The sequence below is a fragment of the Streptomyces sp. AcH 505 genome, assembly GCF_000818175.1.
GTDB lineage: Bacteria > Actinomycetota > Actinomycetes > Streptomycetales > Streptomycetaceae > Streptomyces.
The window spans coordinates 471,403-476,675 of the sequence record NZ_JTIY01000002.1 but is presented as its reverse complement, the minus strand read 5'-3'; the positions used below and the strand labels follow the sequence as shown (position 1 = coordinate 476,675).

Annotated in this window: 4 protein-coding genes and 1 pseudogene; 3 read left to right on the top strand and 2 right to left on the bottom strand. The window is 71.6% G+C overall.

All coding sequences use genetic code 11. The features are described 5' to 3' along the window. Positions 1-144: pseudogene (locus HY68_RS45755) on the bottom strand (glycoside hydrolase family 16 protein); the annotation flags it as partial. Positions 145-341: 197 nt separating this feature from the next. Between HY68_RS45755 and HY68_RS32285 the strand changes: the two are divergent. Next, on the top strand, positions 342-854 hold the full coding sequence (locus tag HY68_RS32285; protein WP_041998498.1) for an SRPBCC family protein: 513 nt from the start codon (positions 342-344) through the stop codon (positions 852-854). A gap of 164 nt (positions 855-1,018) precedes the next feature. After that, positions 1,019-2,428, top strand: a complete 1,410-nt coding sequence (locus HY68_RS32280; RefSeq protein ID WP_041998495.1) for a SpoIIE family protein phosphatase — start codon at positions 1,019-1,021, stop codon at positions 2,426-2,428. Positions 2,429-2,451: 23 nt separating this feature from the next. Here HY68_RS32280 and HY68_RS32275 read toward each other — a convergent pair whose 3' ends face one another. Beyond that, the gene (locus tag HY68_RS32275; RefSeq protein WP_041998493.1) at positions 2,452-3,945 is read right to left on the bottom strand and encodes a hypothetical protein; all 1,494 of its coding nucleotides are present in this window, start codon (positions 3,943-3,945) and stop codon (positions 2,452-2,454) included. Between the two features lie 233 nt (positions 3,946-4,178). Here HY68_RS32275 and HY68_RS32270 point away from each other — a divergent pair. Next, the coding region (locus HY68_RS32270; protein WP_041998491.1) for an aminoglycoside phosphotransferase family protein at positions 4,179-5,273 on the top strand (1,095 nt) is incomplete at its 3' end.

Sequence of the window (5,273 nt, the reverse complement as noted above, 5' to 3'; positions counted from 1 at the left end):
CGCCGCTCCCGCGGGACCGTCGAAGTCGTCGGTGAAGGTGGCAGCCGCGGCCGCCGGGCGCGGCTCGGGTGCCGGGGCCGCCGAAGCGGCGGCCGGCATCGCCGCCACCGCGCCGGAACAGCAGATCAGAGCAACGGCGTACAGCGCCGTCCGGCGCCGCCAGGGGATTCGCACAGGTCATCACATCACTTCGAGTGGGGGGTCATGCGCATGACACTTCATGGTTCTTATTTCAATACTTGATTTAAGGGAGGTACGGAGGGGTCGTCAAGGAGTTGGTATGGACCAAAGTTGGTCCGGGCGGCTTGGTTACCATCGGGTAGACACGATCGGAGCCCCCCATGCCGCGCACCTTCACCGTTTCGGACAGCATCGTCATCGCCGTCGAACCGCGGACCCTCTACGAACAGCTCAGCAGCCCGGCGCAGATGGGCCGTTGGAGTCCGGAGAATCTGGGCGCGACCGTGCAGGACGGCGAGGGCCCGGCGCGGGTCGGCATGGTCTTCGTCGGCCGCAACAAGCGCGGCCCCGCCCGCTGGACCACCCGCTGCACGGTCACGGCCGCGGACCCCGGCGAGCGGTTCGCCTTCCGTGTGCACGCCATCGGGCTGCGCACGCCACGGCTGCGCGGTCCCATCGCGAGCTGGGAGTACCGCTTCGAGCCGGTCCCGGGCGGCACCCGCGTCGTCGAGACCTGGACGGACGACCGGCGCTCCTGGCCGGACGCCGTGGCCAACGTCTTCGACCGGATCGCGACGAGCGGCCACACCTTCGCTGCCTTCCAGGCGAGGAACATCCGTACGACCTTGCGCAATCTCAAGCGAGTGATGGAGGAGGCGCCCGCCGCCGGCTGAGCGCCGGGCGGGCGGAACGGGCCGTGTCGCCGCCTCTGGCATATGCCAGACGCATCATCGAACCGAGTGTCGCCAAACGGCTTACGGGCTGTCAGCGGCTGTGCGACAGTCGTAATGGTCCATCGTCCGGACCCCGCAGTACCGCGCCTCTACCGGAGTACCAGATGTCGTCCCCTCTGTTCGCGGACCGCCCCGCCCCCCAGCCCCCCGAGCGGGGCGAGATGGACGCGCTCATCAACCGCACCCGTCTCCTGCGCGGCTCGGTGGACGCGGTCCGCAGGAACACCGCGGCGGGCGACGACGACGCGGTCTGGCGCTGGCAGCGCGCGCTCTGTGATCTGGCCGTGCACCAACTGGACGATCTCGGCGCCCACTTGAACCAACTGAAGGCCGGCAGGCCGGACCAGCCGCAGGAGAGCGCGGCACCGGAGCGACCACTCCAGGACGGCACACCGCCCAGCCGGGTCGGCAGCGCCGAGTGGGATCTGCTCAGCGACGAGGCCACCTGGTCCGACGAGCTGTACCAGATCTTCGGACGCCCCCCGGAGTGCGGCCCGATGTCGCTGGACGAACTGCCGTCGCTGGTGTTCCCCGAGGACCGGGCGCTGCTCACCGCGATGGTGACGGGCTGTCTGATCGACGGCAGCCCCATCGACGGCGAGTTCCGTGTCGTACGGCCCGACGGACAGATCCGTACGCTGCACATGATGGGCGAGCCCGTCCTCGACGGCGCCGGCGCCACCGCCTCCATGTGGGCGGTCCTGCGTGACGTCAGCGAACTGCGCCGCAGCGAGCGGGCGGTGAGCGAGTCGCGCGACTCGGTGCGGCGCGTCCAGCACATCGCGCAGACCGAGCGCAGGCTGGTGACCGAGCTGCAGGAGGCCGTACTGCCGTCGCGTACGACGTCGTTACGGCTGACCCGCGACGGCAGGGGCGCCCTGGACCTGACCGCGCACTGGCTGCCGGCCGCCAACGCGGCGCCGATCGGCGGCGACTGGTACGACGCACTCGAACTGCCCGACGGCGACACACTGTTGACCGTCGGCGATCTGACCGGCCACGGCGTGGGCGCCGCCTCCACGATGGCAATGCTGCTGGGCGCGCTGCGCGGACTCGCCGTCGCGGGGATCGAACCGGGCGCGCTGCTGGGCCATCTCAACCGGCTGCTCGACACGGCGGAGCAGCCGGCGCTGGGCAGCGCACTCTGCGCCCGCTACCGCCCGGCGACCCGCACGCTCGTCTGGGCGCAGGCCGCGAGCCCCGCCCCGCTGCTGTTCCGCGACGGGACGGGACGTGCGCTGACCCAGCCGGACGGCGTCCTGCTCGGCGCGACCTCGGGGGCCGGGTACGAGCAGGCGGGCGTCCAGCTGAAGCCCGGTGACACGCTGGTGCTGCACACCGACGGACTCGCCCGTACCGACGCCGAGGCCGCCGGTCAGGACCGGTTGCTGGCGCTGGCCCCCCGGCTGACCGCCTCGGACACCTCACAGGCGGGTGCGCGCGCGGTCGTAGGGGAGTTCGGCGGGAGCGGGCGCGACAGTGCCGCGTGCGTGATGGTCGCCAGGATCGGCTGACCCCTGGCCGGGTTCTCCTCCGCTCAGATGCCGGCGGTCCTCGCCTTCTTGGACGGGCTCTTCGGCAGGGAGAGTTCGATCTCCTCGCGCAGGTCCTCGATCTTGCCGTACCCCGCGTACTGCCCGGTCAGCCGGTACATCTCGCGCAGCCGGTCCCAGGTGCGGTGCGATGAGGTCTCCCCGATCGACACCAGCGCGAGCCGGGCGTACGTGTCGGCCTGCTCGGGATCGTCGGCGATGAAGCACGCCGAGGCCAGCGAGATGTAGTCGAGGATCTGCGAGCGCCGCCGGTCGTTGGCCCGTAGCTCCAGCGCCTGTTTGGCGTGCTGCTGGGCAAGTTCGGCGGCCGACGGGTCATGATCGGCGAGGGTCCGGAAGGCCAGGGCCTCCATGCCGTGCAGATCCGCCTCGTCGAACATCTGCATCCAGCTCGGCGGCGGCACGTCCCCCCGGTCCGAGACGAAGAGATCCTCCGCCTCGCCCAGGGTGCGGCGCATGGCCTGGCCACGGCCCATGGACGCCTGCGCCCACGCCTCGATGGTGCGCAGCATGGCGCGGGTGCGGGGCAGGGTCTCCTCCCCCGAGCCCGACTTGGCGAGCTTCATGAGGTCGAGCGCGTCGTCGGGGCGGCCCAGATGGACCATCTGACGGGCCGCCCTGGACAGCGCCTCGCCGGCCCGTGGCCGGTCGCCGCCCTCGCGCGCCGCGTGGGTGGCGATGACGAAGTACTTCTGCGCGGTGGGTTCGAGGCCGACGTCGTGGGACATCCACCCGGCGAGTACGGCGAGATTGGCGGCGACGCCCCACAGGCGCCGCTGGAGTGAGTCGGGGTGGCGGTAGGCGAGCATGCCGCCCACCTCGTTGAGCTGGCCCACCACTGCCTTGCGCTGCAGGCCGCCGCCCCGCGCGGCGTCCCATTTGCGGAACACCTCGACGGAGCGCTCCAGCGCGTCGATCTCCTGCGACCCGATGGGGGCCGCCTCGTAACGGCCGAGGCCTGCCGGATCGGCGTGCAGGGGATCGCCGAGCCTGGGGGCGTCGGCGGCGAGTACGGGGTCGGAGTGCAGCCAGTCGTGCATGGCGCTGCTGAGTGCGGTGCCTGCGGTGAGCGCTGCGCCCGCGCCCACCAAGCCGCGTCGGTTGAGCATGAGGTCCATTCCCGTGAATTCGGTGAGGACCGCTGCCGTCCGTTCGGGCGCCCACGGCAGGGCGTCGGGATTGTCCTCGCTCCCGGCGTCCTGTCGCTTCCCCGCGCGTCCTTTGCGTACGAACCCGAGGTCCTCGATGGTCACGACACGACCGAGCCGCTCGGTGAACAGAGCCGCCAGCACCCTCGGCACCGGTTCTCGCGGGGTCTCCCCCATGTCGATCCAGCGCCGCACCCGCGAGGTGTCGGTGGCCAGCTGGGGGTGGCCCATGGCCGCCGCCTGCCGGTTCACCAGTCTCGCGAGTTCGCCCTTGGACCAGCCGGCCAGGCCGAACAGATCCGACAGACGGGTGTTGGAATCTCCGCTCACGTCAAGCCCCCAGGTTCTCGGCTGAGTTGACAGTAACCCCCTGTCACGTGGGTGGCGACTATTCGCCAGGGTTCGCCAGGGTTCGCCAGATGGTGTGCCACCCGCGGCCCGGTGTCAGGTAGGAACGCGCCACCCCGGCCCGGCAGCCGGACGTACTCCCCAGGGTGCGGACCGGCCGCCGGGGCGGGACGGCGCACGCAATTCGTCGGCACACGAAGGGATCTGTATCGCCCATGTACACAGCATCGTCCTCCGTGTCCGCCCCGCCCCGGCCCGGCGGACCGTATCTGGACCCCACGCACGTAGGCCGGGGGCGGCGCTGGGCGGGGACGGCCGCCCAACAGGTCAGCGGGAGAATCGACTTGTCCGGCCCTCAGGGCGCGCAGCTGCGGATGGCGATCGCGTCGGTGCACCGGATCTGCCCGGAGTTCAATCCGGTGCAGGTGCTGCGCCGCAGCGGCCGTTCCGTCCTGCTCGTCGGCGCCACCGGGCGCACCACAGCCGTCGCCAAGTGTCTGCTGGACCACTCGCCCGTCTGGGTGGAGAGGTTCCGCCACGAGATAGCGGCATATCGCGCCTTCGTCCGGCACCGTCCGCCGGTACGGGTGCCACGTCTGGTCGCCGCCGACCCGGAGAACTGCACGCTGGTGGTGGAGCGGATGGCGGGCCGCGCCGCGGCGCTGACCCGGCATCCGGTGGAGGCGCCGCCGCGCGCCGACATCCGCACGGTGCTCGGCGCGCTCGCCAGGCTCAACACCTGGCGGCCACCGGCGGGTCTGTTCGAGGCGCCGCTCGACTACGCGTCACGCATCTCGCGCTACCACGAGTTGGGCCTGTTCACCGACCGTGACCTGGGCGATCTGCAGAAGCTGCTGCACGGTCTCTCGGGCGGCAAGCAGAGCATGGGCCAGTTCTGTCACGGTGACGCGCTGTTGTCGAACATCCTGCTCTCCCCTGCGGGGCCCGTACTGGTCGACTGGGAGCACGCCGGCTGGTATCTGCCCGGCTACGACCTGGCGACCCTGTGGGCGGTGCTCGGGGACGCCCCGGTGGCGCGCCGGCAGATCAGCCAGCTCGCGCAGGCGAAGGGCCCGGCGGCCAGGGACGCGTTCCTGGTCAATCTGATGCTCGTACTGACCCGGGAGATCCGGATGTACGAGACGGCGGTGCAGCGCGCGATGCGGGAGACCCCGGCGCCCGGCGGCGGTTCGCAGGAGCGTACGGGCACCGCACAGCCGAGCGGCGCCTCGACGGGCGAGGAGCAGCGGCTGTTGCTGCGCCGGCTGCACGACGACTGCGCGCTGGCGCGGCGTGCCGTACGCGCCGCC

Bases quoted from the DNA above. Each gene is read 5' to 3' on its own strand.
- HY68_RS32280 (WP_041998495.1), top strand. From the start codon at position 1,019: ATGTCGTCCCCTCTGTTCGCGGACCGCCCCGCCCCCCAGCCCCCCGAG.
- HY68_RS32285 (WP_041998498.1), top strand. From the start codon at position 342: ATGCCGCGCACCTTCACCGTTTCGGACAGCATCGTCATCGCCGTCGAA.